The following is a 24911-nucleotide window of genomic DNA, read 5'->3' as shown; positions in this document are numbered from 1 at the left end:
TGCAAAATGCAATTATTCCAACAATGAAAATGTGAAATTCGCATTTTGCGAGTGAGTTGGAACGCAGAATGCCATAACAAGAGAGAGCTGCTGCGCTAAACGGCCAAAATTGAACACAAAAGAGTCTAAAAAAGTTGGCACAGATTTTTCATATAGATTGATACAACCCGATTTATCCCGTGCTCTCTTCAGTATTTGCTGAAGAACTGGTCAACCCACAAAGTTGACCATTTTTTTTATCCGCGCGTCGGCAACCGCTGACCAAAGTGACGCTGCAAACACTCTCTCAGCCGTGACAAGGTGATGGGCTTGGCAAGAAAGTCATCCATTCCCTGCGCCAGACAGCACGCCTTGTCCTCCGCCATCGCATTGGCCGTCAGGGCAACGATTGGCATGGTGCATCCCAACTCCCGCAAGCGTCGGGTCGCTTCCAGCCCGTCCATCAGGGGCATCCGCATATCCATCAGGATCAGATCCGGGAGCTGCTCATCCACCTGCGCCAGCGCCTCCAGACCATTGGCTGCCAGCCGTACCTTGCCCACCAGTTTTTGCAGCATCAGCGACACCACCAACTGGTTCACCGGGCTGTCCTCCACCACCAGCACATCCAGTGGCAACAGTGCCGAAGCCCCCTCCTCCCGCTGCGGCTGGCTATGGCAAGGCAACGCCATGCCAGGCAGTTCGAACCAGAAACAGCTTCCCTTGCCCGACTCGCTCTTCAGGTGGATCTCACCTCCCATAAGCGTCACCAGACGCTTGCTGATGGCAAGACCGAGGCCGGTACCGGAAAAACGCCGGGTGGCCGAGTTGTCGACCTGGGAGAAGGGTTCAAACAGCAGCGCCTGATCCGCATCGGCGATCCCGATCCCGGTGTCGGAGACCGAGATCAGCAGCTTCTCATCCTGCCAACCCAGGTGCAGTGTCACCTGCCCCTGTTCGGTAAATTTGAGGGCGTTGTCCAGCAGATTGCCCATCACCTGCGACAGACGCATCGGATCCCCCTGCAACTCCCGGGGCACAGACTCATCGACCCGATAAACCAGCGCGATCCCCTTGGCGGTCGCGCGAGCTTGCAGCGGCTCGACCAGAGATTGGCAAAGCTGGACGGGCTGCAGGGTCTCGCAGTGAAACACCAGGGTTTGCGACTCGATTTTCGAAAAATCGAGTACGTCGTCGATGATGGTTTGCAGCAACCTGGCCGAATGGGTGGCATGGCGCAGCAGGCTCTGTTGCTCCGGCGCCAGCTCGGCATGCTGCACCAGATCGAGCATCCCCAACACCGCATTCATGGGCGAGCGGATCTCGTGGGTCATCATCGCCAGAAACTGGGACTTGGCACGGTTGGCCGCTTCGGCCTCATCCCGTGCCCTCGCCAGCTCCTCTTCCCGGCGGATCTGGTTGCTGATATCCCGGGCAGTGCCGCGATAACCGATAAACAGGCCATCATGGTCAAAGCAGGGCTCAGCGCTCACCTCCATCCAGCAGGGGCCGTGTTGCAGCGCAACCTGCATCCGCACCCCTCGCACCGGCTGGCGCAGCGCCAAAAGCTGCAGGTATTTCTGGGCATCGCAGCTCTGCTTGTTGCAGACGTAGTCATAGAGGGTCGGCCGGGTCGCCTGCGGGGTCATCTCATCCAGATAACCCGGCTCTGAGGCATAACTGAGGCGATGCTCGGCATCTGTCTCCCAGAACCAGTCAGAGGCCATGGCGGCGAAGCTGCGAAAACGGCGTTCGCTGGCCTGCAGCGCCTCGGTTTTTACCGCGACTTGCTCCTGCAAGCGGGCCCGATAGGTGATGTTGACCAGCGCCTGGGCGATAAGCGGACGGCAACGCTCCATGGCGGCCTTGCTGGTAAGATCGAAGGTGCCCGCCCGAGCGTGGCGGCAGATGAGGGTGGCGGTAAAACCGGGGGCCTGCAGCCCGGTCAGCATCACGCTGGCCCAGCCCGGCTCACTCGCCAGCGGCGCAAGCTCAGGCAGCTGGGCGGGATCGTAAATCACCAAGGTTTCACCCGAGATGGCGCGGGCAAATGCCGGGGTCATGCGCCAGCTGCGGGCTGATAGCATCGGCTCGGTACTGAGGTGGGTACTCCCCTGCTCCCCTTCCCAGGCCACTACATCCGCGTGCTCAAAGCCGATAAAGGGTTTGAGCACCTGGATAAGGCTCTCCAGCACCTGCTCCAGCGTCTTGGCATCGGCGAGGGTAGCAACCCCCCCCAGCAGAGTCTGGGACTCGTGACGATACTTGGCCTCGCGCTCGCGGCAACGCATAAGGTCGACCAGCGTGGTCTGCAATTTGTCGCCGAGGGCTTCCAGTTCACTGTTGCCAATCATCTTGTTGCCTGCTCTGTTATGTTCTGCCGACTCAACGGGTCAGGAAAATCACGCTTGATACCATCAGGTTACCGTGGGCCAGCTCGCCATTGGGCAGCCGCCCCTGCTCGCCGAAGGTAAAGGGGGTGATAAAAGGGATCTTGCCGAGGCGAGCCTGGCTCTGCTCGACAAATTGGCACAACATATCACCTAGCGCCAAACGGCAACCAGCACAAAAGATAATGAGCGCGCCGATAGGCTGCAATTCCACATCGACCCCATACCCTGGCTCGATACGCATGGCATTGAGGCTGCGCTGCAACAACCCTTCCTGACTGCTGTACATCAACAGCAGACGCTCCCCTTGCACCACATCGGTAAAAAGCCGCAGCCCGCCCTGTTCGGTCACCGCTTCGGGATGGGAGAGTTTGTAGTAAGGAATGCCATCCAGCGCTCCCACCTGACGAGCCAGCGGGGTGAGCGTGGTCTCGCGCAAAATCGCCCCTACCGGCCAGGGCTGCTCGCGCCCGCACCAGCGGGCATAGACCTCGGCGGCAGGCTGATGATCGATGGTGAGTACCTCCCGCCCGTTGCAGGTGGTGATCTCGCCGCTGAATTCGGCAGGCACGTAGCCCGAATGAAACTGAAAGGCCAGCTGGCAATCGGGATAGAGCACCGCCAGACCGATGCCATCCTGAGCCACCGCCTCATCCCAGCAGAGCTGCCAGTCACCGCTGACGCTGCTATCAGCCGCGGATCCACCGACCACCGGCACCGAGGCACCGAGTTCTGCCTCGATACCGGCCAGCAGCCCCTCTTCCTTGCCGGGACTAGCATGAAACAGGATCAACTGGGGCAGCTCGCCCGGCCGACCACAGTCGCTCATGGCTCGGCGCAGCAACTGCCGCACATCCACCCCGTCACCGCTGGCACCGGCTACCCCGAATGCCCCTTTCTTATCGTACAGGGCAGCAACGGCCAGCCCATATCCGTCTCGGGCGTGGTGTCCCATCTCGGTCATGACTCCACCGCAAGAGCTGCACCCAAGCAGGCGGGTCGTCGGGAACTGGCGTTTTAGCGCGTCGCGCAGTATCGCCCCCTCATGGGCTTGGGTAAAATAGAGTAACAGCAGGGAGGGGGCCTGATCGGCATGGTGGCGCAGCTGCGCGCAGATATCTTGGGCCGCCAGCGATGAATTCTGGGCGAGGGAGTGAACGGTCAGAAATTTCAACACCATCTCCTTGTTTTATCGAATGGCAGCCTCAAGCAAAAATCATACCTTTATCAAACAATTATCTCGCTTCACTTGCTAACATAGCGGTCAACTGAGACCAATGACAGGACGCCCATATGTGGCAAAAAAACATCAATGACTTCGATCGGGTCGTTGCCATCGGTGGTGGCCATGGCATGGGACGAGTGCTTTCATCCCTCTCGTTTCTCGGTCAACGGCTCACCGGTATCGTCACCACCACAGATGATGGCGGCTCGACCGGACGCCTGCGCAAGAGTCAGGAGTGCATCGCCTGGGGCGATCTGCGCAACTGCCTGAACCAGCTGGTGACCGATCCCAGTATCGGCAGCCTGTTGTTCGAGTACCGCTTCGCCGGCAAAGGCGAGCTGGCGGGCCACAACCTTGGCAACCTGATGCTGCTGGCGCTCGATAATCTCTGTGTCCGTCCTCTTGATGCTATCAAGCTGATCAGTGACATGCTCAAAATCGAGTCACAATTGCTACCCATGTCTGAATTTCCCACCGATCTCTGCGCCCATATGGAGTGTGGCACCCAGATCCTGGGAGAGGTATCTATCGATCAACTGGCAACCCCCCCCCTCTCCCTCGGCCTGATGCCGGAGGTGAAAGCGACCCGGGAAGCTGTGCTGGCACTGCAGCAGGCGGACATGATCATTCTGGGGCCGGGCAGTTTTCTCACCTCCATCATGCCGCCACTGCTGCTGGCCGAGATCGCCCAGGCCATCAACGAGAGCAGCGCCATGCTGGTTTTCGTCTGCAATCTGGTGGCGGAAAACGGCCCTGCCAGTCAGCTGGATCTGATGAGTCAGTGTCGCTGGCTGGAATCCCGGGTCGGTCAGGGTCGACTGGATGCTATCCTGGCCCCACAAGGCGCGGGTGATGCGGGGGACTGGCAAGGGCGAGTGATCGAAGCCGAGCTGGGCGAGCTTGAGCTGCCCCATCGGCACGATCGGTTGAAGCTGAAACTGGCGCTGGACCGGATCATCCAGCAACTGCTCAACCAGCGTTAGGCAACGGTCACGGCGCCCCGGCATCCCTGCATGGCGCCGTTACTGATAATCGGCAAGAAACGCGAGCACTTGGGGCAAGGAGGCCTCCAGCAGTTGCAATTGGCGCTCTGCCTCGGCCACATCGGCCTGCTTGCTGGCCATCTCCAGCGCCATCACCTGCTGATAGCTCGGCATGGCGCCGTAGCTGCCACAGGATGATTTCATGCTGTGCGCCACCCGAGCCAGCGCCTCCCACTCCCCCTGCTCATAGAGGGGCCTGAGCTGACTCAGCTGCTCGCCCACCTCTTCAATAAAGACTGCGATGACCACGGGCAGCATATCCGGACCGATATCCTCTGCCAGCTGCTGCAACACCTTGCGATCCACCCACTCCATGCGAGGCTCCTCCTGAACGGTATTCAAACAGACCATACTATAGATAGTTTTCGATGTCGTGGCTCACGGCCAGGCAGTGATGAAGCACCCGATTGGATGGCTCAGGGAATAAAGTGGCAAAAAATGTGATCAGTATCGAAATAGCGATGCTGAAATGCACGTCAAGACAACAACTTGATTGCCAAAAATTAACAATTGATCAACACTCAATGCCGTCAGAGTGATGATGCTCAGCAACACCTCTCATCCCTTTTGCCTTTTATGGCTGCTGCGAAGAACCAGGGTAGGTATCTACCCTGGTATTTTTTTATCTTGCTCAAGCGCGACCTGGTTGGTCGCCACCCGCTCCCCCATGCGAAACAGATTGAATTCGCCGGGCGCCATTTTGACCCAATTCTCATTGCCGGTCAGCGGACGGGTGGTGATCAGGGTCACCACATCGTTGGGGGTGGTCTCCCTTTGAAAGTCGATCACCACCTCCTCATCCAGCAGGCTCGCCTCGCCAAATGGCGCACAACGGGTCAGCCAGTGCAGGTTGTTGGTGCAGTAGCTCATCACATACTCCCCGTCCGAGAGCAGCATGTTGAATACCCCGAACGCTCTAAGCTCGTCACACAAGGTGGCTAGATAGCGAAACATGGCGGGAAAGTTGGCCGGACGCTTGGGATATTTTTGCTCCAGCCGGTCGAGCAGCCAGCAGAAGGCGTGCTCGCTGTCGGTATCCCCTACCGGACGGTGGCGACCGGTTGGCAGCTTCTTGTAACCGGTCAGCTGACCGTTGTGAGCGAAGGTCCAGTAACGGCCCCACAGCTCACGGGTAAAGGGGTGGGTATTTTCCAGCGACACGCAGCCACGGTTGGCCTGCCGAATGTGGCTGACCACGGCGCAGCTCTTGATGGGCAGCGCCTGTACCAGTCTGGCGATGGGAGATTGGGCACTGGGCTCGGGATCCTTGAAGGTGCGAAAGCCCTTCCCCTCGTAGAAGGTGATCCCCCAGCCATCCTTGTGGGGCCCTGTCTTGCCGCCGCGCAGCATCAACCCGGTAAAGCTGAAGCAGATATCGGTCGGCACATTGGCACTCATGCCGAGCAGTTCGCACATATCCGGCAGACTCCTTTCATGATTTGGCTTGTGTCATGTTCGACCAGCACACTGGTTCGACAGACAGCAGGGGAAGGCGCAATCCCTTCCCCTGTGACTGGCAACAACCGGCCGATGGCAAACCATGCTACCGGTGATGCCCTTATCTGGTAGTTATGGCCTGATTACTTGGCCATCTCTTTTTCGACCAGCTGGATCAGGATGTGGATCACCTTGATGTGCACTTCCTGAATACGGTCGGCATAGCCAAAGTGCGGAACCCGGATCTCGACATCCGCCAGACCCGCCATCTTGCCGCCATCCTTGCCGGTCAGGGCGATCACTTTCATCCCTTTGGCGCGGGCAGCCTCGATGGCTTTCAAGATATTGCCGGAGTTGCCGCTGGTGGAGATGCCAAGCAGCACGTCGCCACGGCGGCCGACCGCTTCTACGTAGCGGGAGAATACATAGTCATAGCCAAAGTCGTTGGAGACGCAGGAGAGGTGGCTCGGATCGGAGATGGCGATACCGGCATAACCCGGGCGGTTCTCGCGGTAACGACCGGTCAGCTCTTCGGCGAAGTGCATGGCGTCACAGTGGGAGCCACCGTTGCCACAGGAGAGCACCTTGCCCTCTTCCTTGAAAGAGTCGGCCAGCAGTTTGGCGGCCGCTTCGATGTTTTTCAGGTTCTGCTCATCAGCCAGGAAGGCCTGCAGCACGCTGGCAGCTTCGGTCAGTTCATTGCGGATCAATTCTTGGTACATGATGTCTCTTCCACTGTTTTTAGTGTGCGTGTAGATCCCGACTATTCTCGCACAAGCGAATCGCACAGTCGCCCCCCTGCGAGCCACAGCGCTGGCGGCACGTGAGCGTTATGGGGATCACAGAGAGAAGGTAATGAAGATGTAAACAGCTTGATAACTTTGTGCGTATGAATTACAACAGGGGCCATATCCAACAGGTCAGACCTCTGGATCAGTTACACCACGTTGGCACATTTATACACGCAAGGAGCAAGCAATGACGACGACCCTCACTCTGCTCGGGGTGATCCTGGTTATCGGAGCCCTAGCCTATCGCCGGGCATCCCTGTTCATCTCCACCCTGGTCACCGGCGCCGCCCTGGTGCTTGGCGCCATCTATGGTCATGTGCCCTTGCTGGTATGGGCGCTGTTCGCGGTGATCGCCATCCCGCTCAATCTGGTGGAATTTCGCCGCAATCAAATAACCAAGCCGCTGTTCAAACTCTACAAATCGATCATGCCGGAGATGTCTCGCACCGAGAAAGAGGCGATTGAAGCGGGTACTACCTGGTGGGAAGCCGATCTGTTCGCAGGCAACCCGAACTGGAAAAAACTGCACGCCATTCCGGTCGCGACCCTCTCTGCCGAAGAGCAGGCCTTCCTCGACGGCCCGGTGGAAACCGTCTGCCGCATGGTCAGCGACTGGGAAGTGACCCACGAGCGTGCGGATCTCTCCCCCGAGGTGTGGCAATACCTGAAGGACAACAAGTTCTTCGCCATGATCATCAAGAAGAAATATGGCGGCCTCGAATTCTCGGCCTACGCCCAGTCCTGCGTCCTGCAAAAGCTGTGCGGCGCCAGCGCCGTGCTCGCCTCCACCGTCGGCGTGCCCAACTCGCTTGGCCCGGGCGAACTGCTGCAGCACTATGGTACCGACGAGCAGAAGGATTACTACCTGCCCCGCCTGGCAGTCGGCAAAGAGATCCCCTGCTTCGCCCTGACCAGCCCGGAGGCGGGTTCTGACGCCGGCTCCATCCCCGACTTCGGTATCGTCTGCAAGGGCGAGTGGGAAGGTAAAGAGGTGCTCGGTATGCGCCTCACCTGGAACAAGCGCTACATCACCCTCGCCCCCATCGCGACCGTCCTGGGTCTCGCCTTCAAACTGCGTGACCCGGAGCACCTGCTGGGGGACGAGGAAGAGCTCGGCATCACCTGCGCCCTGATCCCTACTCACATCAAGGGGGTCGGCATCGGTCGTCGCCACTTCCCGCTCAACGTGCCGTTCCAGAACGGTCCGACCCAGGGCAAGGATGTGTTCGTCCCGCTCGACTTCATCATCGGCGGCCCGGCCATGGCCGGTCAGGGCTGGCGCATGCTGGTCGAGTGTCTGTCGGTAGGACGCGGTATCACCCTGCCCTCCAACAGCACTGGCGGCGTCAAGATGCTGGCACTGGCGAGCGGCGCCTACAGCCGCATCCGTCGCCAGTTCAAGCTGCCCATCGGCAAAATGGAAGGGATTGAAGAGCCGCTGGCCCGCATCGGCGGCAACGCCTACATCATGGGCGCCGCAGCCAACCTGACCGTGACCGGCATCGACCTTGGCGAGAAACCCTCGGTCATCTCCGCCATCGTCAAATACCACCTTACCGATCGCGCCCAGAAGTGCATCATCGATGCCATGGACATTCACGGCGGCAAGGCCATCTGCATGGGCCCCAACAACTATCTGGCTCGTGGCTATCAGGGTGCCCCCATCGCCGTTACGGTGGAAGGTGCAAACATCCTGACTCGCAGCATGATCATCTACGGTCAGGGCGCCATCCGCTGCCATCCGTACGTGTTGCCGGAGATGCTGGCGGCCAGCCACCCGGATCAGGAGCAAGCCCTCAAGGACTTCGACAAAGCGGTATTCAGTCACGTCGGTTTTGCCATCAGTAACATGGTACGCAGCTTCTGGCTGGGTGTGACCGGCGCCCGTTTTGCCGCGGCACCCTATGGCGACCAGACCAAAGGTTACTACCAGAAGCTCTCCCGCCTCTCTGCCAACCTGGCCTTCCTGTCAGACATGGCGATGGGCACCCTGGGTGGTGAGCTCAAGCGCAAGGAGCGGGTCTCCGCCCGCCTTGGCGACGTGCTGAGCCAGCTCTATCTGGCCTCCAGCGCCCTCAAGCGCTATCAGGACGAGGGACGCCAACAGGCCGACCTGCCGCTGCTGCACTGGGCACTGCAAGATGCCCTGTTCAAGGCCCAAGAGGCGATCGACGAGCTGCTGCGCAACTTCCCGAACCGCTGGATTGGCCTTGCCCTGCGCGCCGTGGTGCTGCCGCTGGGTCGCGACATGAAGCGTCCGAGCGACAAGCTGGACAACCAGGTTGCCCGCCTGCTGCAAACTCCGAGTGAGACCCGCAGCCGCCTGGCCAAGGGCCAGTACCTGACCCGCGAAGAGGGTAACCCCTTCGGTCTGCTGGAGCAGGCGCTCGATGACGTGCTGGCTGCCGAGCCGCTGTTTGACAAGGTGTGCAAGGCTGACGGCATCAAGCGCCCCTTCCTGGCTCTGGACAAGGTGGCAGACATCGGTCTAGCGGCTGGCGTGCTGAGCCAGAGCGAAGCGGAGCTGCTGCGCCGCGCCGAGGTAAGTCGCCTGCGCACCATCAACGTCGATGATTTTGACCCCATCGATCTGGTGGCCAACAAGAAGCTGTTTGAAGCCTCCGCTTACCATCACGCGGCCTGATAACCAGCTATCGACAACGCCTCCCTTGTGGAGGCGTTTTTTATGGGCGCTCACCACTATTCACGGCCCGAACAGCCACCACTTGCACTCACAGCTCCCCCGACCAGCTGCGGGCCCCGTGTGGTCAGCCGGGAAAAAAGGCACAATAGCCGACAAATCGAATCACCAAGGAAGCCAAGATGACCCTTGAGCACCTGATCCTGTGGCGCCGCGACCTGCACCGCCTGCCGGAAGCCGCCTGGAAAGAGTTTCGCACCACCAGCCTGATTGCCCACCATCTGAATGAACTCGGCTATCACATCGTGCTTGGCGACAAGCTGCTGGCCAGCAATCTGATGATGGGGCGCGATGTCGATGTGGCCGCCGAGAAAGCCCGCGCCCGCCGTCAGGGTGCCCATCCCGACTGGCTGGAGCGCATTGGCGACGTGACCGGGCTGATGGGAGAGCTGGATACCGGCCGCCCTGGCCCGACTCTGGCCTTTCGCTTCGATATCGACGCGGTGGAGGTGGAAGAGTCCGACGCTGAACAACACCAACCGCAGCAGGAGGGTTTTGCCTCCCACAACAAGGGGTGGATGCACGCCTGCGCTCACGATGGCCATACCGCCATCGGCATGGGGCTGGCCAGCAGCCTGATGGCGATGAAAGAGCAGCTGTGCGGTCGCATCAAGCTCTTCTTCCAACCCGCCGAAGAGGGGTGTCGCGGTGGCAAGGCGCTGGCTGCCGGTGGTGCACTCGATGACGTGGATGCCCTGCTCTCGCTCCATATCGGCATTCACGCTGGCAGCGGCGAGCTGGTGATCAACCCCACCGAGTTTCTCTGCTCCACCAAGTTCGACGTCCACTTTATGGGCACCGCCGCCCACGCGGGGCTCGAACCCAATGCCGGCAGCAATGCTCTGGCAGCCGCCTGCATGGCCACCACCGCTATGCTCGGCATTCCCCGCCACCGCGACGGCATGACCCGCATCAACGTCGGCCAGCTTCACGCTGGCAGCGGCCGCAACGTCATCCCCGATCATGCCGAGCTGCGCGGTGAGACCCGCGGCGCCGACAGCGCGCTCAACGACTACATGTTCAGTCAGGTACAGCGCATCGTCGAAGGTACTGCCCTCGCCCACGGCGTCACCTACCGCATCATCAAGCAGGGCGAGGCCATTGCCCTCGACAACAGCCCGGCACTGCAGGCCGAGCTGGCGGCGCTGGCCCGCAAACAGGGGCTCGCTACCATCCAGACTCGCCGCTTTGGCGCCAGCGAAGATGCCGGTTTTCTGATGGAGCGGGTGCAAAAGCAGGGGGGCGAAGCGGCTTACCTCATCCTGGGGGCCGATCTGGCGGCGCCGCACCATCACAACGAATTCGATTTCGATGAGCGGGTGATGCAAAGCGGGGTAGAGCTACTGGCCGCCTGGGCCCGCGCCCGGCTGGGTGTGATAGAAGCAGCCCTCTCTTGATATCCCTTCGGCCAGCTCACCGGCTAACGGGATCAAAAAAAGGCGCCTCGGCGCCTTTTTTCTGCAAGAAAGACCTGAGCACTACTCGCGGAGCTTGCGATGTACATCGGGGCGACCACCGGTCACGCTATCGGCTCTCCCCTCCTCTTTGGCCTTCTCGGCCCGCTTTTTGCGCATCTCGCGGGGATCGGCGATGAGCGGGCGGTAGATCTCGATACGATCGCCGTCGTGCAGCGGCTCGCTCCCTTTCACCGGGCGGCTGTAGATACCGAACTTGTTGACCGCCAGATCGATCTCGGGGTGTTTTTGTACGATGCCGGACTGCTCGATGGCCGCCTGCACGCAGGTCTCGGGCGCCACCCGCAGGGCAATCACCGTCTGCTGCTGCGGCAAGGCATAGACAACCTCGATATTGAGCTGGTCAGACACCGTAGACCTCCTTCGCCCGGTTGGAGAAGGCGGAGACCATGGAGCTCACCAGATCGCGGAATACCTGACCAAAGGCCACCTCGATGAGCTTGGAGGTAAACTCGAAATCGAGATCAAACTCCACCTTGCAGGCGTCGACATCGAGCGGGGTAAAGGTCCACCAGCCCGCCAGCTTGCGGAACGGGCCATCCACCAGCTCCATCCTGATCTGACGGTTCACATCCAGCTGATTGCGGGTGGTAAAGGTCTTGGCAATCCCCGCCTTGGCCACATCGACCGACGCCATCATGTAGTCATCGCCCGCCTCGTGGACACGGCTGCCAACACAGCCGGGCAAAAACTGCGGATAGGCATCCACATCGTTAACCAACTTGAACATCTGTTCTGCACTGAACATCACCAGGGCACTGCGCGTAATTCGGGGCATGGCTTTTCCTCATCCAATCGGCGCGATTTTATCACCATGTTTGGGGTTGTGGAGGTAAAACCTCAGCCAAACCGCTCAGAAAGCCACCACTTGACCTGCTGCGCGTTTTACAGCCGCCCCTGCCTACGTATAATACGAGCCTCCTAGTCATTGCCGGAAATCGCCCGTCATGAGCAAAAAAAACAGTAAAAACAAAGCCGGGTCCAGCACCATTGCACTCAACAGAACCGCGCGCCACGAATACTTCATCGAAGAGAAGATCGAAGCGGGTCTGTCCCTGCAAGGGTGGGAAGTCAAATCCCTGCGGGCGGGCAAGGCCAACATCAGCGAAGCCTATGTCATCTTCCGCGATGGCGAGGCCTATCTGTTCGGCTCCAGCTTCCTGCCACTGCAAGCGGCCTCCAGCCATGTGGTATGTGACCCGACCCGCACCCGCAAACTGCTGCTGAGCCGTCGTGAACTCGACAAGCTCGAAAGCCTGATCGCCCGTCAGGGCTACACCATAGTTCCTCTCGCCCTCTACTGGAAACAGTGCTGGGTCAAGGTCGAGATCGGCCTGGTGAAGGGCAAGAAAGAGCACGACAAGCGCGAAGATACCAAGGCCCGCGAATGGGATCGGGAAAAAGCCCGCATCATGAAGAACAAGCATCGCGGCTAACCTGCGACTGGCAGCATCAGAACGCCGGTTCACCTTCCCCCGGCGCAGCTGGCTCTTCAGGCTCAGCTGCGTACAATAAATCGGCAAACAGACTGGCTGTCAGAGGGAATGGGTATCAACGCCTTGCTATGACAGCATTTTTGCGTACAATCGCAATTAACAACTTGGGGCTGATTCTGGATTCGACAAGATTCACGAAACCCAAGGTGCATGCCGAGGTGCGGTAGGCCTCGTTAATAAACCGCAAAAAAATAGTCGCAAACGACGAAAACTACGCACTAGCAGCTTAATAACCTGCATAGAGCCCTTCTACCCTAGCTTGCCTGTGTCCTAGGGAATCGGAAGGTCATCCTTCACAGGATCGTGTGGAAGTCCTGCTCGGGGCGGAAGCATTAAAACCAATCGAGCTAGTCAATTCGTGGCGTGTCTCTCCGCAGCGGGTTGGCGAATGTAAAGAGTGACTAAGCATGTAGTGCCAAGGATGTAGTAATTTTGGACGGGGGTTCAAATCCCCCCAGCTCCACCAAACGTTTGGAAAGGGCCACCTCGCAAGAGGTGGCCCTTTTTATTTGTCCATGTCCATGTTGTTTACCGATATCAAACTGGTTGGATTTTTTTCCAATATCCCCCTTGAACTGGCCTTTGGCAAAAAAAATCAGGCGCATCACCGCGCAGGCTTTATCATCAGGTTGCCATCCCGGTACTAGCCGGACTCACAGCCGCACAGTGGCATGTCGTGGCCCAATATTGAGTAAATTGAAGTTGGCCGCTGCATTTTAATGCACTTACAATATGCGCCCAATTCTGTTGGATTCGTTCTGATGCTCCGCCAATGTGATCGTCTATTCCTGTTTCTCCTGCTACTGCTCTGGGGCGTGGCGGCGCACGCCATTACCAGTCTGAATGAAGACGAATTTGATCTGTCTGAGCGCACCTGGCTGTCATCACACCAGGAGCTGGTCATCGGCATGCCGATGATGGGTGACCCTCCATACAGCTATAAGGATGCAGATCAACGCTTTACCGGCCCAGTCCCCGACATTGCGCAACAGATTGCCAGAACGCTCGGGTTGACCCTGCGCTTCAAGGTTTACCCATCCTACGTGGATGCGCTGACCGGGCTTGACCACGGCGCAATCGACATACTGGTGAACGACCAGCCAAGCGAACAATGGCGATCCAATATTGTCTCCCTCCCGTTTTTGCTCTCCATGCCGCGCGGCGTGCTGCTCAACAATGGCAAAACGAAGTTGTCACGACAGGATGCCCATGGTTTGCACTGGGTCTGTGTCACAGGAGTCAATGCTTGCAGTGAATTGAAAAAACTGGGATTTCTCCGTGTGACCGAGGCCGAGAGTCGCAGCGAAGCAGCCTTTATGCTCAAAAAGCGCATGGCTGACGCCTATCTTGCCGACATGCCGTCACTGGTGATGGTGAAAGAGCAGCACCCCAAGGCTGGCTTCACTATTGCCACTCCGGAATGGGTAAGCGGCACGTCTCTCTCCATCAATATGAACCAGAGCGACCCGGCGCTGGTCAGTCTGGTGAGCAAGGCATTCAACGAGATACCGGTTGAAGATCGTCGTCATATGCTGGCTGCCACCACGACTAGCCAACATGCGGACTCAGGAGCGGTTAAGTCTGTCCCGTTTACCCCTGAGGAGCAGGAGTGGCTCAACCAGCATCCTGAGCTCACTTACGGCGTCTCCCCGGACTGGACCTCCATGAGCGAATTCAATTACCGGGGCAGGCTGGTCGGTTATGTGGCAGACCTGATGGCGCTGATGCAGCAAGTCTCCGGGCTGAAGTTCTCTCTGGTTCGCACCAATAGCTGGGGTGAAACCCAGAATATGCTGAAGCTGCGGCAGATCGATTTTATTCCGGCCATCTCCCCCAACCACGACCGCGGCCAGTTTGCGCTGTTCACCCCCGGCTATCTGTTTGTCGATCGGGTAGTCATTGCCCCCAAACGCAGTGCCGATATCACCGATCTCTCACTGCTGCGAGGGAAACGGGTCGGCATGGTGCATGGCTCGCTTGATAAAGATCTACTGACCCACATCGGCGCCCATCCGGTAGAGGTCAACAATGACAACCGCTTGCTGGAACTGCTGGACACGGGCGATGCCGACTACGTGATGGTCACCCTGCCATCCATCAACAAGCGGGTGAGCGAACGCTATCAGGTGGTCTATGCCGGCAAAGACTTGCGCCTGCCGGTCGCCATGGCCACGCGCAAAGATCCCATGCTGCAGCGGGTCCTTACCAAGGTGCTCTATTCGATACCGCCGGAGGAGCTCAATAAAGTGGAGAGACGCTGGCTCTCCATGAGCGTGCAGACCGGCATCAATAGCGAAACAGTGCTGTTCTGGTTCGCAATGGGCAGCGCAGCTGCCACCCTGCTGTTTACCCTGTTCTGGGCCTGGAACCGTACCCTGAAACGGGAGATCGTGCAGCGACAACGGGCCGAGAAGACGCTCAATGAGCAGTTGGTGTTTATCCAGACCCTGCTCGACTCCCTGCCCAATATGGTGGCGCTGCGGGATCGCGATCATCGCCTGACCCTCAGCAACCGGGCATACCGCGAGCTGTTTGTCGGTGATGGGGAAGAAGGTGATCGCTGGGGCTATATGACCGAGGACGAGCGGCAACAGATGTTGCGCGAGGAGCGTGCGGTCTGGGAAATCGGCGATATCTTCGAAGGATCGGGTTATACCCAGCGCGAGGGGGATGTTCCCCTTCACGTGGTCTACGTCAAGTTGCCCTATCGCGCAGCAGACGGCGCGATTCAGGGGGTGCTGACGGTATTGACCGATGTCAGTGCCCTCAAGGCCGCCGAAAACAAGGTGCGGGAAGTGGAGGGCAGACTGCGGGATATCACCGACAGCATGCCGGGTCTGGTTTATCAATATCTCTGGCAAGGGGCCGGCAAGGGGAAATTCCTCTATCTGTCCCAAGGGGCCAGCGACATTCTCGGGATGACCCACCAAGAGTTGATGGCAGCCGAGTCTGGCGGCGTGATCCTCGGCTTGAACGATGAGGCGTTGGCAACCTTTATCGATAAGGTGGCCAAACATGCGCAAACCCTTGAGCCGCTCGATATGGAGGTGCTGGTGCCCTCTGTTCAGGGGGAGCGCTATATCCAGATCCGCGGCAACTTTGTGGCGCAACAGGGCCATGATCGCCTGCTCAACGGCGTGGTGCAGGACATCACCGCCATCAAGCAACAGGAGCATGAGCTGCGTGAGGCGCGCGCCGCGGCCGAGCAGGCGATGCAGGCTCGCAGCCGTTTCCTGGCCACCATGAGCCATGAGCTGAGAACCCCCATCTCGGGCATGCACGGCATGCTGGAGCTGCTGCGCATGAGCGAGCTCAATGATGACCAGCGCTATCTGCTGCGCAATGTGGAGAGCTCGGCCAACCACCTGCTCTATCTGGTCAACGATATCCTCGACTTTTCCAAAATCGAGGCGGGTCAGCTGCACCTCAATCGCCAATCCTGCCGTCTGCAACCTGTGGTGTGCGATGTGATCCGCGGCCATGCCGCGCTGGCCTACAGCAAGGGGCTGAAGGTCACGCTCCAGTGGGAGGATCAACTCCCCGACCTGGCCGATATCGATCCGGTCAGAGTGGGCCAGGTGATTTCCAATCTGCTCAACAACGCGGTGAAGTTCACCGAGCAGGGCGCCATTTCGATCCAGGCCAGCTATCACGACCAGCAGCTGGTTATCGCGGTGACGGATACCGGCATCGGCATCGCCGAAGAGAAGCAAGCGCAGCTCTTTACCCCGTTCGAGCAGGTGGAATCCGATATCAATCGCCGCTTTGGTGGTACCGGTCTGGGCCTGGCCATCTGTGATCAGCTGGTGAAGAAGATGGGCGGCACCCTGACGGTCAAGAGCCAGCTCGGTGCAGGGGCCTGTTTCCGCTTCAGCATCCCGCTGCTCAATGTCCTGTGGGAACCACCCGCACTGGCGGGCAGCGAATGGTGGTGGCTGGGTAGCGATGCCGCCTTGCAGGCCACCATGGCACGGCTCGGCGCCCGGTTAACTCCCCTCGATATCCATCAGCTCACCGCCGATCTCGACGGCCTGCTGTTGGCGGAAGAGGCCGCGCTGGAGTCCAGCATGGGGAGCGATTGGCACACCTTGCTACAGTCCGGCACTCTCAAGGGGGTCATCCTCTCCCCCCGCGAAGCGTTGCGGGGACGCATGGGCTCGGAGAACTGGTGGCGCCTCGGCCAATCCCCCCTCTATCCGGATCTGTTGCTCGAAAGCTGCCGCGAGCTGATCACCGGGCGAGCCGTGACCACCCATGCCGCCAGCATCGAAAAACTGGGCGGGCGGGTGCTGGTCGCCGATGATCATCTGGTTAATCGCGCCCTGCTGACCCGTCAACTGGCGATTCTGGGAGTGGAGTGCGAGGTAGTGGAAGATGGCGAGAAGGCGTTGCGCGCCTGGCAAACCCGGAATTTCGCCTTGCTGATCACCGACTGCCACATGCCGCACATGGATGGCTACACCCTGACCCGCCGCCTGAGGGAACAAGGGGAGCAGGCCCCCATCATCGGCGTCACCGCCGATACCTCGGAGGAGGCGGCAGCCAATATGACGGCAGCCGGCATGAACGGCATGCTGTGCAAACCCTATTCGCTGGAGTCACTGCGCCAGATGCTGCTGCGGTGGTTGCCCGCGACTACGATCACAGAGAGAGTGCCCGCACGACAGGCCATCAATCTCGACATGATCGGTCGCTGGCAAGATCTGTTTGGCGATGAAGGGATTGCCAAAAGCATGGCAAGGGAGTATCTGGCCTCCAACCGGAAAGATTGCCACGCTATGATGAGCGCGCTCTCCTCCGATGATAGCCAGGAGCTGGTGGAGATCGCCCACCGCATCAAAGGGGCAGCCAGAATGGTCGGGGAGCTCTCCCTGGCCGAGCAGGCGGCGCAACTGGAATCGGCGGCCCGCCTCAAACAGTTGAGCGAGCTCGCGCTGCTGACACAGAGAGTGGAAGAACAGATGAACAATATTGAACGTGAAATGGGATTGTGGCTCGATGAGTAGAACGGCAGACGAGTTGGTCATCATGGTGGTCGAGGATCACGGGTTTCAACGCAAGACCCTGATGCACCAGATCCGGGCGCTCGGTTATCAGCAACTGCTGGAGGCCGCAGACGGCATCGAAGCCCTGGCGCTGTGCCAGAGCCACACTGTCGACATCCTGTTCTGCGATCTGCGAATGCCCGGCATGGATGGCATGGCGCTGCTGCGCCGCCTCTCGCTGGGTGGCTTTCGGGGCGGCATCATCCTCTCCAGCGCGCTGGAAGATGACGTGGTGGAGGCCGTGCTGCGGATGAGCGCGGCCTATGGTCTCCATGTGCTGGGTCGCATCGAGAAACCCTCCAGCCCGCAGCGACTGCGCCAGCTGATCGACTCCTGGGCCCCCAAGTCGGCCCCCTCGGGCAAGGACGATGGCCTCGTCCTGTCGGTGGACGAGCTCAAACGCGCCCTCGACAACGACCAGTTGCTGCCCTGGTATCAACCCAAGGTCGGCTTTGCGTCCGGCCAGTGGGTGGGGATGGAGGCGCTGGCCCGCTGGCAGCATCCGGAATACGGGCTGATCTCCCCCGGCATGTTTATCCCGCTGGCGGAAAACAACGGCCTTATCGACCAGCTGACCGATGTCATCATCAACAAGTCGCTGCAGGATTGCCATCTGTGGGGCCAGACCGGCCTCTCCCTCAATCTGTCGATGAACCTCTCCACCACCTCGCTGATCGAGGGAGATCTCTGCCACTTCCTGATCAACCAGTGCCAGCGCTGGGGCGTCAATCCCGAGCTGATCACCCTGGAGGTGACCGAAAGCTCGTTTGTCGAGGATATCGGCAAGGCGCTGGAGGTGCTGACCCGGCTGCGGATGCACGGCTTTGGCCTCTCCATCGATGACTTCGGTACCGGCTACTCCTCGATGCAGCAGCTGGCGCTGCTGCCGTTTACCGAGCTCAAACTTGATCGATCTTTTGTCGATCGCTGCTATGCCGACCCCTCCCGTCTGGCCATCATCGAATCGAGCATCGAGCTGGCCCGCAAGCTGGGGCTGAAATCAGTCGCCGAAGGGGTGGAAGATGTGCAGACCTGGCAACTGCTGGCCAAGCTGGGGTGCGATATCTGTCAGGGCTTCTTCACCGCCCGCCCGATGCCACGCAGCGAACTGCAGCACTGGCACCAGATCTGGCAAGCCCGGCTGCCCACCCTGATATCCGGCTGATCTTCCGCAACCAACCCTTTGGGCCAACAGCGCGCCGATCGGCAACGTGAATGGCCACCTTGGAAAAGGTGGCCATTTTCTTTATCTAGGACTCGCCACTCACGCATGCCCGCCCCCTCTCCAGCAACCGTCTATCCAGCCGAGTGCCCCCCCTTTGCTCTGCATGCACCGCATGCCTTGCGTCACCATTTATGCAAAATAAGTTGCATCACAAATGGTGCTACTGACGGATAACACCTATCGCGAGCGAGAGCAGCCTCTCTTCTACCAGACGCATAAACTGACAATAAGACAATGAATTTCCTGCTGTAACAGGAATGGTTCTCAACGATGCGCCGAGCAGATGAGGTAGACAAGACAATCTGAAATCGTTTTCTCTTTTGAACAATAAGCTGTCTAAAATCAAATAAAGTTGTAAATAATCTTTGTTATGGTGAGCGTATAGCAAGCGGCCTCCCTGTCGCTTCCCCTGCTGGCTCCGCCAGATGCAGCATTTTCTGCGCCTTGAAAGCGAGTTTATGACGCCATGATCACCATCACCCTCGATGGGGCTCAGTTGACGGTTGACCCGACCAGAACCCTGCTCCAGATAGCAAAACAGCACCAGATCGATATCCCTTCCCTGTGCAGTGACAACACCAGCGCTCCCAAAACGCCGTGCGATCTCTGCGTGGTCGAGATTGCCGGTCTCGGCATCCGGCGCGCCTGCGAGACGCGCCCCGAGGCAGGGATGGTGATCACGACCCAAAGCGATGTCCTGCGCGAGCACCGCCAGCAGGCGCTCGGCCGCATCCTCGCAGATCACTACGCCGATTGCGAAGCCCCCTGCCAGCGCGCCTGTCCGGCCGGAGTGGACATTCAATCCTATCTGCATCACATCGCCATGGGGGAGCACGAGGCGGCGATGGCCGTCATCAAACAGACCCTGCCGATGCCCCTCTCCATTGGCCGGGTCTGCCCCGCATTCTGCGAGGCCGAGTGCCGCCGCGCGCTGGTGGATGAGCCGCTAGCCATTCGTCAGCTCAAGCGCCATGCCGCCGATCTCGATCTGGCCGAGGTTGCCCCCTATCAACCGGCAAAGAAGCCCGCCAAGGGCAAGCGGGTTGCCATTATCGGCAGCGGCCCGGGCGGCCTCACCTGCGGTTACTATCTGGGTTATGAGGGGTTCGAGGTCGCTCTGTTCGAGGCGATGCCCGAAGCGGGTGGCTGGCTGCGCTACGGCATCCCCGAATACCGGCTGCCCAAGGCGATCCTCGATCAGGAGATCGACCTGATGTGCCAAAGCGGCATGCGGATCCACACCAAACAGCGACTGGGCCACCAGATCACCCTCTCGGCGCTGTGCCAAGACTATGATGCGGTCTGTCTGGCGGTTGGCGCTTCCAAGGCGGTGCCGATGGATTACCCGGGCAGCACCCAGGCAGGTTGTTATCTCGGGGTCGATTACCTCAAGGATCGGATGCTGACCAAGCGGCTCACCACCGGCAAGAAAGTTGCGGTGATCGGCGGCGGCAATACCGCTATCGACTGCGCCCGCACAGCGGTCAGGCTGGGGGCTGACACCACCCTTATCTACCGCCGCACCCGCGCCGAGATGCCCGCCGAAGCCTACGAAATCGACGAGGCGGAGCATGAAGGGGTGCGCTTCATGATGCTGACCAATCCGGTAGAGAATCTGCCGGATAGCCGTGGCCGGGTCTGTCAGGTGCGCCTCGAGAAGATGGCCCTCGGCGAGCCGGACGCCTCCGGTCGCCGCCGCCCGGAGCCCACTGGCGAGTACCTCATTGAAGAGTTCGATACCGTGATTGCGGCTGTGTCGCAGCAGCCGGATCTCAGCTTTATGGAAGGGGAGCCCCTCACCCTCCCCTTCACCCGCTGGCAAACGCTGGAGTCCCACCCCGACACCATGCACAGCGGCCACGGCAACCTGTTCGCCATCGGCGATCTGCGCCGCGGGCCCGCCACCGCCATCGAGGCGGTTGCCGATGGCCGCAAGGCGGCGCTGGCCATCGATCAGTTCCTCCACGGTGACATGATCGACCCGGTTCGTCCTTTCAACGCCTGCAAGGCCCCCAAACTCAAGCATGTCGATCCCGCCCAGTTTGCTCACCTGAAAAAAGTCGCCCGCACCATCATGCCCCATCTGCCAGAGCAGGATCGCGAGGGCAGCTTTGCCGAGGTGGAGCGTGGTTTGAGTGATGCCGATGCCCGCAGCGAAGCCAGCCGCTGCCTCGAGTGCGGCTGTCAGGCCAACACCGATTGCGCACTGCGCGACTACGCCACCGAATACAAGGTCGACCAGCGCGCCCTCGATACCAGCCAGTGCCAGAAGTTTGCAGTGGATAACAGCAGCGAATTTATCGTGTTCGATGCCAACCGCTGCATCGGCTGCGGCCAGTGCGTGCAGACCTGTGGCGAACAGGCGGTACAAGGGGTGCTGCGCTTTGCCAAGCACAGCGATGGCACCCTCTCGAACCGCCCGCAGTTCGACACGGGACTCTCGATGGGCGACTCCCACTGCGTGCAGTGCGGCGCCTGTGTACAGGTCTGCCCCACCGGGGCTCTGGTGGATGCCCGCGACAAGTCGCAGGGGCGCACCGAGCTGCTCACGCCGGTCAATACCATCTGTACCTACTGCGGGGTCGGCTGCGGTGTAACCCTCTATGTCGATGAGGCGCGCAACCGCATCCGCTATGTGGAGGGGAACCGCAACTCGCCGGTCAATCAGGGGCTGCTCTGCGTCAAGGGGCGCTTTGGCTTTGACTTTATCCAAAGCGAGGAGCGCCTCACCACCCCGCTTATCCGCAAGGATGGCGAGCTGGTGCCCGCCAGCTGGCAAGAGGCCATTGAGCTGGTTGCCAAGCGCTTCACCGCCCTGCGCCAGCGCTATGGCAACGATACACTGGCGGGTTTCTCGTCGGCTAAAACCACCAACGAAGAGAACTACCTGTTCCAGAAGTTCATGCGCCGGGAGCTTGGCACCAACAACGTGGATCACTGCGCGCGGCTCTGCCACGCCTCCACCGTCACCGGGCTGGAGGCGTCACTCGGCAGCGGCGCCATGACCAACGACATCCCGAGCATCGACCACTCGGATCTCATCTTCATCATCGGCTCCGACACCTCGGCAGCCCACCCCATCATCGGCGCCCATATCAAGCGGGCCGTCATCACGGGCAAGGCACGGCTGGTGGTGGCCGATCCCAAGCGGATCGAGATGGCGGACCACGCCAGCCTCTATCTGGCCCACCGCCCCGGCACCGACGTGATGCTGCTCAACGGCCTTATGCAGCAGATCATAAAGAACGAGTGGCACGACAAGGCCTATATCGCCGCACGAGTAGAAGGGTTCGAGGCATTGCAAGCGGAGGTGCTCTCCCCGGCCTATGCGCCAGACAAGGTCGCCCTCGTCACCGGCGTACCGGCCGAGCAGGTGATCGAGCTCGCCCGCCTTATCGGCACCGCCGAGCGCACCGCCGTCTACTACTCGATGGGGATCACCCAGCACACCACCGGCCACGACAACGTGCGCGCCATCGCCAACCTGCAACTGCTGTGCGGCAACATCGGCATTGAAGGGGGTGGCATCAACCCGCTGCGGGGCCAATCCAACGTGCAGGGCGCCTGTGACATGGGGGCGCTGCCCAACTGCCTGCCCGGCTATCAGAAGGTGGCCAACCCCGAGGTGCATGCCCGCTTCGTGGCAGCCTGGCAGCAGCCAGACTTGCCGCGCACGCCCGGCCTTACCCTCACCGAGACCATCGATGCCGCCTGCGCGGGTAGCATCAAGGGGCTCTATGTGATGGGGGAAAACCCGGTGCTGAGCGATCCGGATCAGCATCACGTCATCGAGGGGCTCAAGCAGCTGGAGTTTCTGGTGGTGCAGGATATCTTCCTCTCGGAAACCGCCCAGCTGGCCGATGTGGTGCTCCCCTCCTGCTCCTTTGCCGAGAAGAGCGGCCACTTCACCAACACCGAGCGGCGGGTGCAGCGCATCTCCCCCGCCCTCAAGGCGCCGGGTGACGCACGGGAGGATTGGTGGATCATCCAGCAGATCGCCAACGCCATGGGTGGCGACTGGCGCTATCAACACCCGCAGGAGATCACCGCAGAGATCTGCCGGGTCACCCCGCAATACGCCGGCATCCAGTGGGACAAGGTGGGAGCGCAAGGGCTACAGTGGCCTTGCAACGATGCGGCGCCCGAAGGCACTCGCCTGCTCCACGGCAAGCAGTTCACCCGTGGCAAGGGGGAGATGGTCGCCACCCCGTTCCGCTATGCCGCCGAGCTGCCCGACGAGACCTATCCCATCGTGCTCACCACCGGTCGCCTGCTGGAGCAGTTCCACACCGGCACCATGACCCGCAAGACCAAGGGGCTCGACAAGCTGGCTGGCCCACGGGTGATGATGAGCGTGGTGGATGCGCAGCGGTTGGGGATCAGCAACAGTGAGCGGGTGAAGGTCACCAGCCGCCGCGGCCATATCGAACTGCCCGCCTTCGTCACCAAGCGGATGCAACCGGGCGTAGTGTTCATCCCGTTCCACTTTGCCGAAGCACCGGCCAACCGGCTCACCATCAATGCCACCGATCCTCACGCCAAAATCCCCGAGTTCAAGGTGGCGGCGGTGCGCATCGACAAGCTGGAATCCCAGTCACAAGCTGGAGAGCTCTCCATGCAGAAGGAGCCAGCCAAACCAGACATCGAGGTTGCCTGAGGGGAAGAGCGAGCGCCGCTTGGTTACCACCTGAGTGGCCACCTACCGAGTGTCTGGCCTGCCAACCCTTCCCCCCTTGGCTTTGCGAGCGCATAAAATAAAGAGGGGTATGAGAAGGGGCCACCAGCCCAAAAGCCCAAAGAGTTAGCTTCACCGTGAAGCTAACTCTTTGTTTTATATGGTGCCGATAAGGGGAATCGAACTCCTGACCTTCGCATTACGAATGCGCTGCTCTACCAACTGAGCTATACCGGCTTGTTGCTCTCCACATTCATAAAAAATGACTGGCAAGTCAATTGAGCCAGCTCGATTTTATGAGTTGGCTCATGGTGTTAGAGCCCGATTTACAGATCGGCAAACTCGGGGATATGGGCCCGGCCGCGGCTTTCGAGAAATTCGAGCAGGGCCCGGGGGGAGCGCACCAGGATCCTCTCTTGCGGGAAGCCCGCTTCGGTCACCAGACGATGGCAGTGGTCAAAATCGCCAAGAGTAAATGCCACGTGGGAATCGGAGCCGAAGGTGAGATAGGCCCCCAGATCTCGCGCGGCTTCGACTATGGCACGGCAGTTGCCTTCGCTCCCCGGGCGGGAATGAATGAAGGAGGAGTTGTTGATCTCCAGCGCCACCCGATAGTCGGCCGCCGCCTTGACCACCGCCTGAATGTCGATGGGAAATGCGGGGTTACCCGGGTGGCTGATCATGTCGACCCGACCGCTCTTGATGGCGTTGATCATCGCCTGGGTGTGGGTAGCCTGATCGCAGGGAGGGAATACCTGCTCATGAAAACCCGCCATGATCATGTCGAGGCGCGACTCGTAACGCTCGGGAAAATCGATCTCCCCCTCCAGGTTTTTGATGTTGGCCTCGATACCCCGCAGGATCCCTACCCCATCCACCACTCTTGGCAATATCGGCAAGTTGGCGAAATGCCAGACATGAGGGGCATCGGCCATCTCGGGGCCATGATCCGTGGTGGCGAACAGCTTGATCCCCTTGGCCCTGGCTATCGGCAGATAGTCGTGGATGGTGCTGTAGGCGTGGGTGCTGGCAATGGTGTGAGTGTGGGTATCGACCGGGTACTTCATCTTCTCTCCCCTCATATTTTGAAAGGGCAGCATAGCAAAGAGCGGCAGCTTGGGCCACGCCAGTGCTTGCCACACTTTGTCACAAAATACCGCGAAGCTGACATAGTCTGAGGGGCTCTGGCTGGCATACTGCCCCCGTCGATACATGCCTGAACTCGCATCGACAGTTTGCTGTCAGGATGACGCGAACTCACTTTCCCCACCGTCGCGCCCTGCGGCGGTTTTTTTTGCCTGCAAACCGCAAACCGGTAACAGACGCGCAAAAAAAGGCCCAACTAGCATGGTGCAGGTTGGGCGAGACTTAATGTTTAATTGCAGTGGCATAGATATAGAGTCCTGCTTTTTGACTAAGTTCCGCCCAC

Annotated in this window: 15 protein-coding genes, 1 tRNA gene and 1 other RNA gene; 8 read left to right on the top strand and 9 right to left on the bottom strand. The window is 59.9% G+C overall.

What is annotated here, in order from left to right:
- Window positions 1-236 precede the first annotated feature (236 nt).
- Complete coding sequence (locus AB5Y83_RS10370) at window positions 237-2333, bottom strand: ATP-binding protein (RefSeq protein WP_368175122.1); 2097 nt, start codon at window positions 2331-2333, stop codon at window positions 237-239.
- Between the two features lie 31 nt (window positions 2334-2364).
- Window positions 2365-3549, bottom strand: coding sequence for an FIST signal transduction protein (locus AB5Y83_RS10365; RefSeq protein WP_368175121.1), 1185 nt, complete (start codon window positions 3547-3549; stop codon window positions 2365-2367).
- A gap of 113 nt (window positions 3550-3662) precedes the next feature.
- Between AB5Y83_RS10365 and yvcK the strand changes: the two genes are divergently transcribed.
- Window positions 3663-4577 carry a uridine diphosphate-N-acetylglucosamine-binding protein YvcK gene (yvcK, locus tag AB5Y83_RS10360; RefSeq protein ID WP_368175120.1) on the top strand — a complete coding sequence of 305 codons (915 nt, stop codon included), beginning with the start codon at window positions 3663-3665 and terminating at the stop codon, window positions 4575-4577.
- A gap of 39 nt (window positions 4578-4616) precedes the next feature.
- Here the strand turns inward: yvcK and AB5Y83_RS10355 are convergent, their stop codons facing one another.
- The 3 genes from AB5Y83_RS10355 to lpcA all read right to left on the bottom strand — a co-directional run bounded on the left by AB5Y83_RS10355 (window position 4617) and on the right by lpcA (window position 6796).
- Entirely contained in the window at window positions 4617-4952 is a 336-nt protein-coding gene (locus AB5Y83_RS10355; protein WP_005353511.1) for an Hpt domain-containing protein, read from the bottom strand.
- Window positions 4953-5243: 291 nt separating this feature from the next.
- Window positions 5244-6053 (bottom strand): class II glutamine amidotransferase, encoded by an 810-nt coding sequence (locus AB5Y83_RS10350; protein ID WP_236562085.1) that lies wholly within the window; start codon window positions 6051-6053, stop codon window positions 5244-5246.
- A 164-nt stretch (window positions 6054-6217) separates the two neighbouring features.
- Window positions 6218-6796: a D-sedoheptulose 7-phosphate isomerase gene (gene lpcA / locus AB5Y83_RS10345; protein WP_005334485.1), complete on the bottom strand. Its 579-nt coding sequence runs from the start codon at window positions 6794-6796 to the stop codon at window positions 6218-6220.
- A 256-nt stretch (window positions 6797-7052) separates the two neighbouring features.
- Here lpcA and fadE point away from each other — a divergent pair, with 256 nt between their 5' ends.
- A complete protein-coding gene (fadE, locus tag AB5Y83_RS10340) occupies window positions 7053-9509 on the top strand; it encodes an acyl-CoA dehydrogenase FadE (RefSeq protein ID WP_368175119.1) in 2457 nt (818 codons plus the stop codon).
- Between the two features lie 179 nt (window positions 9510-9688).
- Entirely contained in the window at window positions 9689-10963 is a 1275-nt protein-coding gene (locus tag AB5Y83_RS10335; protein WP_368175118.1) for an amidohydrolase, read from the top strand.
- 81 nt (window positions 10964-11044) lie between these two features.
- Here the strand turns inward: AB5Y83_RS10335 and AB5Y83_RS10330 are convergent, their stop codons facing one another.
- Both AB5Y83_RS10330 and AB5Y83_RS10325 read right to left on the bottom strand, forming a co-directional pair.
- Window positions 11045-11392: an RnfH family protein gene (locus AB5Y83_RS10330; protein WP_040065214.1), complete on the bottom strand. Its 348-nt coding sequence runs from the start codon at window positions 11390-11392 to the stop codon at window positions 11045-11047.
- On the bottom strand, window positions 11385-11819 hold the full coding sequence (locus AB5Y83_RS10325) for an SRPBCC family protein (protein ID WP_005334496.1): 435 nt from the start codon (window positions 11817-11819) through the stop codon (window positions 11385-11387). The genes AB5Y83_RS10330 and AB5Y83_RS10325 overlap by 8 nt, the downstream gene beginning before the upstream one ends.
- Window positions 11820-11988: 169 nt before the next feature.
- Between AB5Y83_RS10325 and smpB the strand changes: the two genes are divergently transcribed.
- From smpB to fdhF, 5 genes are all read left to right on the top strand, one after another.
- Window positions 11989-12477, top strand: a complete 489-nt coding sequence (gene smpB, locus AB5Y83_RS10320) for an SsrA-binding protein SmpB (protein WP_005334498.1) — start codon at window positions 11989-11991, stop codon at window positions 12475-12477.
- A gap of 166 nt (window positions 12478-12643) precedes the next feature.
- Window positions 12644-13003: a transfer-messenger RNA gene (ssrA, locus tag AB5Y83_RS10315) on the top strand.
- A gap of 295 nt (window positions 13004-13298) precedes the next feature.
- Window positions 13299-17543 (top strand): transporter substrate-binding domain-containing protein, encoded by a 4245-nt coding sequence (locus AB5Y83_RS10310; protein WP_368175117.1) that lies wholly within the window; start codon window positions 13299-13301, stop codon window positions 17541-17543.
- On the top strand, window positions 17536-18747 hold the full coding sequence (locus tag AB5Y83_RS10305) for an EAL domain-containing protein (protein WP_005353540.1): 1212 nt from the start codon (window positions 17536-17538) through the stop codon (window positions 18745-18747). The genes AB5Y83_RS10310 and AB5Y83_RS10305 overlap by 8 nt, the downstream gene beginning before the upstream one ends.
- 526 nt (window positions 18748-19273) lie before the next feature.
- On the top strand, window positions 19274-23464 hold the full coding sequence (gene fdhF, locus AB5Y83_RS10300) for a formate dehydrogenase subunit alpha (RefSeq protein WP_368175116.1): 4191 nt from the start codon (window positions 19274-19276) through the stop codon (window positions 23462-23464).
- Between the two features lie 179 nt (window positions 23465-23643).
- Here the strand turns inward: fdhF and AB5Y83_RS10295 are convergent.
- Both AB5Y83_RS10295 and AB5Y83_RS10290 read right to left on the bottom strand, forming a co-directional pair.
- Window positions 23644-23719, bottom strand: a tRNA-Thr gene (locus AB5Y83_RS10295).
- 89 nt (window positions 23720-23808) lie between these two features.
- Window positions 23809-24549 carry a phosphatase gene (locus tag AB5Y83_RS10290; RefSeq protein WP_069528321.1) on the bottom strand — a complete coding sequence of 247 codons (741 nt, stop codon included), beginning with the start codon at window positions 24547-24549 and terminating at the stop codon, window positions 23809-23811.
- Window positions 24550-24911 lie beyond the last annotated feature (362 nt).

This window comes from Aeromonas sp. R5-4, assembly GCF_040908215.1.
In the GTDB taxonomy this organism is placed as follows: domain Bacteria; phylum Pseudomonadota; class Gammaproteobacteria; order Enterobacterales; family Aeromonadaceae; genus Aeromonas; species Aeromonas veronii.
Note: the sequence above shows the minus strand (reverse complement) of the source record. Positions and strands in the feature narration are given on the sequence as shown.

Bases quoted from the DNA above. Each gene is read 5' to 3' on its own strand.
- AB5Y83_RS10370 (WP_368175122.1), bottom strand. From the start codon at position 2,333: ATGATTGGCAACAGTGAACTGGAAGCCCTCGGCGACAAATTGCAGACC.
- AB5Y83_RS10365 (WP_368175121.1), bottom strand. From the start codon at position 3,549: ATGGTGTTGAAATTTCTGACCGTTCACTCCCTCGCCCAGAATTCATCG.
- yvcK (WP_368175120.1), top strand. From the start codon at position 3,663: ATGTGGCAAAAAAACATCAATGACTTCGATCGGGTCGTTGCCATCGGT.
- AB5Y83_RS10355 (WP_005353511.1), bottom strand. From the start codon at position 4,952: ATGGAGTGGGTGGATCGCAAGGTGTTGCAGCAGCTGGCAGAGGATATC.
- AB5Y83_RS10350 (WP_236562085.1), bottom strand. From the start codon at position 6,053: ATGTGCGAACTGCTCGGCATGAGTGCCAATGTGCCGACCGATATCTGC.
- lpcA (WP_005334485.1), bottom strand. From the start codon at position 6,796: ATGTACCAAGAATTGATCCGCAATGAACTGACCGAAGCTGCCAGCGTG.
- fadE (WP_368175119.1), top strand. From the start codon at position 7,053: ATGACGACGACCCTCACTCTGCTCGGGGTGATCCTGGTTATCGGAGCC.
- AB5Y83_RS10335 (WP_368175118.1), top strand. From the start codon at position 9,689: ATGACCCTTGAGCACCTGATCCTGTGGCGCCGCGACCTGCACCGCCTG.
- AB5Y83_RS10325 (WP_005334496.1), bottom strand. From the start codon at position 11,819: ATGCCCCGAATTACGCGCAGTGCCCTGGTGATGTTCAGTGCAGAACAG.
- smpB (WP_005334498.1), top strand. From the start codon at position 11,989: ATGAGCAAAAAAAACAGTAAAAACAAAGCCGGGTCCAGCACCATTGCA.
- AB5Y83_RS10310 (WP_368175117.1), top strand. From the start codon at position 13,299: ATGCTCCGCCAATGTGATCGTCTATTCCTGTTTCTCCTGCTACTGCTC.
- AB5Y83_RS10305 (WP_005353540.1), top strand. From the start codon at position 17,536: ATGAGTAGAACGGCAGACGAGTTGGTCATCATGGTGGTCGAGGATCAC.
- fdhF (WP_368175116.1), top strand. From the start codon at position 19,274: ATGATCACCATCACCCTCGATGGGGCTCAGTTGACGGTTGACCCGACC.
- AB5Y83_RS10290 (WP_069528321.1), bottom strand. From the start codon at position 24,549: ATGAAGTACCCGGTCGATACCCACACTCACACCATTGCCAGCACCCAC.